General features: G+C 77.4%; 3 protein-coding genes. 1 reads left to right on the top strand and 2 read right to left on the bottom strand.

Translation table 11 applies throughout. The annotated features are described in order from the left end of the window. Positions 1-12: 12 nt before the first annotated feature. Together ACFV0G_RS37025 and ACFV0G_RS37020 are read right to left on the bottom strand one after the other, a co-directional pair. A complete protein-coding gene (locus ACFV0G_RS37025) occupies positions 13-897 on the bottom strand; it encodes a peptidoglycan-binding protein (RefSeq protein ID WP_380557476.1) in 885 nt (294 codons plus the stop codon). A 483-nt stretch (positions 898-1380) separates the two neighbouring features. Next, entirely contained in the window at positions 1381-2610 is a 1230-nt protein-coding gene (locus tag ACFV0G_RS37020; RefSeq protein WP_380557473.1) for a benzoate/H(+) symporter BenE family transporter, read from the bottom strand. A 253-nt stretch (positions 2611-2863) separates the two neighbouring features. Between ACFV0G_RS37020 and ACFV0G_RS37015 the strand changes: the two genes are divergently transcribed. Next, positions 2864-3718, top strand: coding sequence for a hypothetical protein (locus tag ACFV0G_RS37015; RefSeq protein WP_380557470.1), 855 nt, complete (start codon positions 2864-2866; stop codon positions 3716-3718). The last annotated feature ends 35 nt before the right edge of the window (positions 3719-3753 follow it).

Genomic DNA, 3753 nt, shown 5'->3' with positions numbered 1-3753 from the left:
GCTCGTTTTTGATTAAAACCCACACCCCAGCCGAGGCCGCGCCCGGGCGCGCGGGGCGGCCCCCCCCCCTCCCCCGGGCCCAGCGGCGGCGCCGCCCTCGGCGGCGGGGGCGGTCGTCCCGCCCGCGGGCCGGGCCTGGAGGTCCTGGACCGCCCGCCGGTCGGCGTCCACCGCCTTCCTGCCGGTGTCGACGGCCTGCTGGGCGGCGGCGCCGGCGGTCGGCGCGGAGTAGCCGAGCGCGCGGTAGTACGCGGTGACCGCCCGCGCGGTGCCGGTCCCGTAGGTGCCCGCCGCGTCGGCGCCGCGGTCGTGCCCGAGGGCGGCCAGGGCGTCCTGGAGCTGGGCGACGTCCGGACCGCTGCTGCCGGGCCTGAGGTCCCGGTAGGCCGGCACGGCGCCCTTCAGGACGAAGAGCGGCTGGCCGGACACCTCGGCCAGCTGCGCGCCGTTGTCGACCGCATCGCCCGGCCCGACCCTGAGCGCGGAGACGTAGAGCCGGGTGATGTCCGGCGATGCGGCGGCCGGGGTCACGTCGTACCGGGTCGGCGGGTAGACCAGGCCCCGGGCCACGGTGGACCGGGTGAGCACCCGGAGGGTGGCCGGGGCGGTCAGCAGGGTGTTCGGCGGCGGTGCGGTGTCGGCGGCGCGTTCCGCGGGGGACTTGATCACCGTGGCGGCGCCGAGTCCGCCCACGGCGACCAGGGCGGCGGCCACCGCGACCGCAAGCAGGGCGCGGCGGCGGCGCGCCATCCGCGAGCGGGGCGGCGCGGCCCCGTCGTCCGCGGCATCGGCCTCGTCGCCGTCGCCGTCGCCGTCGCCGGACAGGGTGTCGTCGGCCTCCGCGAGGCTCTCGGTGCCCGGGCGGCCGTCGGCGTCCGCGCCGGTCCCCGCGGGCACGTCGTCGGCGTCCGCGGTGCCGCCGTCCGGACGGTCACCGGACGGCCCGAATTCCGGACCCGGTCCCCGTACCAAGTCGCCCAACACCCAGCCCCCAACCGGTCGGGACGAGTGCGGCGGAACACCGCGGGCACGCGTCCGGCGAATTCCGCGCCACGGAGCAAATGATCCACAATTCCGGGATCCGCGCGGATCGGGCCGCCCAGACTACCCGCCGACCCCGCCCGCCCCAGGGGCGACGCGGCCCCGGGCGGCCCGCCGAATTCCCGCCGCCGGGCTGCGGCTGCGCCATTCGGGGCACTCCCTCACCGGCCTGACGGAATAGCGGTTGCGAATGCACGGGAATTCCCGTCCGATTCCACGGGACGGTTCGGGGAACATTCCCGGCTCCGTCACGGGTCGCGCACCTGCGCGCCCTTCGGCCCGCCATCCTGCCGCGGCGGCCGGAGGCGCACCAGGCGGTTGACCGGCAGTTCCGGACCGTCAGGCGGCCCGGCGCCGGGTGAGCGCGGTGTGCGTCGCCACGCCCAGCAGCAGCCCCCAGAACGCGGCCCCGATGCCGAACAGGGTCATGCCGGAGGCCGTCGCCAGGAAGGTGACCACGGCGCCGTCCCGGCCGCGCTCGTCCGCGACCGCTCCGGCCAGACTGCCCTGGAAGGAGGCGAGCAGCGCCACCCCGGCGATCACCGCGATCAGCACGTGCGGCAGCCCGGTGAACAGGCTCACCAGCACCCCGCCGAAGCTGCCCACGACCAGATAGAGCACGCCTGCCGACATCCCCGCCACGTACCGCCGCCGCGGGTCCGGGTGGCTCTCCTCGCTGGTGCAGATCGCAGCGGTGATCGCGGCCAGGTTCACCCCGGGCGAGCCGAACGGGGCGAGGAGCACCGAGAGCCCGCCGGTGGCGCCGACCAGCAGCCGGTCGTCCGGCCGGTAGCCGGAGGCCCGCATGATGGCCAGCCCCGGAGCGTTCTGCGAGGCCAGCGCGACGATGGTGAGCGGCAGCGCGAGCCCCACGACGGCCGGCCAGGAGAACGCCGGGACGGTGAGCACCGGCCTGGTCATCCCGCCCGCGCCGAGGTGCAGCGGCAGTCCGACGGTCGCCGCGGCCAGCCCGGCGCCGGCGAGCAGGGCCAGCGGGACGGCGTACCGGGGCACGAACCGCTTGGCGAGCAGGAAGACCGCGAAACTCCCCAGGACCAGGACGGGCGCGCCGTGCAGTTCGGCGAAGATGCCCGCCCCGAAGGTGAAGAGGATGCCGGCCAGCATCGCGTTGACGATGCCCGACGGGATCGCCCGGATCAGCCGCCCGAAGAGGCCGGTCGCGCCGAACACCGCGACCGCCGCGGAGCTCAGCAGGAACGCCCCCACCGCCTCCCGGTACGGGTACGCGCCGAGGCTCCCCACCAGCAGCGCCGCCCCGGGGGTGGACCAGGCGGTGATCACCGGGGTCCGCGTCCACCAGCTGAGCAGCAGGCAGGTCAGGCCGCTGCCGATCGACACCGCCCAGATCCAGGAGGCGGTGTGCGCCTGGTCGAGCCGGCCGGCGGCGGCCGCGGCGAGCACCACGACCAGCGGGCCCGAGACGGAGACGGCGATGCAGACGAGCCCGGCGAGCAGGGCGGGCGGCGAGACGTCGCGCCGCAGCGAGGGCCGGTGCTCCGGCGGCGCGGGGACGGTCTCGGTCCGCGTGGCGGTCTGATGGTCCGACATCCCAGCAGTATCCCGGAGGCCCCTGGAGGGCCGGTCGGCGCCCGCAGGTCCGCGCGCTCCGGGTCCTGGCGGCTGCCGGGCCGGGGTCCGCCGCCGATCGGCGCGCGGCCGGGGAAATCCGGGGACGGTTCGCTCCGCGCGCCGGGTTGCGCAGCCATCCGGGTGAGGGCACCGTGGGCGGCACCGGCGGGAACGGCCGGGGGGACCGAGCGCCGGATGTCTGCCCGTCCACGACGTCCTGGGGGTCCGGCCCATGCGTCCACCCGCTGTCTCCCGATCCGCCCCGCGCACCGTCCGCAGGGCCGCCGCGGCCTCGGCCGCGACCGCCGCCCTCCTGCTCGGGGTCGGCCTGCCCGTCCTCTCCACCGCCGGCCCCGCCTGGGCGGCCTGCGGCAACGACCCGGGGCCCGCGCTGCCCAGCGAGCCCCGGCACGCCACCGACCCGGACACGGCCTTCATCGAGCCCGTGGCCACCCGGGTCGCGGCGGGCGGCGAGGCCGTCGAGATCGGCGTCGAGGAGGGCAACCTCACCGGAGCGCCGTACCAGCAACTCGCTCCGCGGTTCGCCCTGTTCGCCTCCGCTCCCGCGGGACAGCCGGGCGCCCTGGCCAATCTGCAACCCTCGGACGTCGCCGTCGAGGTCATGTGGCAGGGCCAGTGGCAGCGGCTGACACTGCACCAGTCCTGCGACCCCGTCCTGGTGGCCGACACCTCGTCACTTGCGGTGCCGCTGGCCGACGGCCATGCGCAGCGGTACCTGTTCCGGGTGAGCCTGTCCGCCGGCACTCCGGCCGAGCTGCGGACGCTCGACGTCTACGCCGGCTCCACCGGCAGCGACCGGACGGCGGTGGCGGACCTCGCCATCACCCGGGGCGCCGGCGCCGCCGTTCAGCCGACGGCGGCGGCCCTGGCCGCCACCGCGGCGACCGCGCCCACCGCCCCGGCGGCCGCGGCCGCACCGGCCTCGGTGCAGGCCGTGGGTGTGCCCGACGCGAGTCCGGCCGCCGCCGGGGAGAACGCGCCGCTCGGCCCGCTGCTGGCCGCCGCGGCGGCGCTGCCGCTGCTCGGCGGCGCCCTGTTCGCGGTCCGCCGCCTCACCCGCCGCTGAACACCGAACGCCGCCGGCCCCGCACCCTCCACGGG

The organism is Kitasatospora sp. NPDC059571 (assembly GCF_042735675.1).
Taxonomy (GTDB): Bacteria; Actinomycetota; Actinomycetes; order Streptomycetales; family Streptomycetaceae; genus Kitasatospora.
This window is presented reverse-complemented; position numbering and strand designations above follow the sequence as displayed.

Bases quoted from the DNA above. Each gene is read 5' to 3' on its own strand.
- ACFV0G_RS37015 (WP_380557470.1), top strand. From the start codon at position 2,864: ATGCGTCCACCCGCTGTCTCCCGATCCGCCCCGCGCACCGTCCGCAGG.
- ACFV0G_RS37020 (WP_380557473.1), bottom strand. From the start codon at position 2,610: ATGTCGGACCATCAGACCGCCACGCGGACCGAGACCGTCCCCGCGCCG.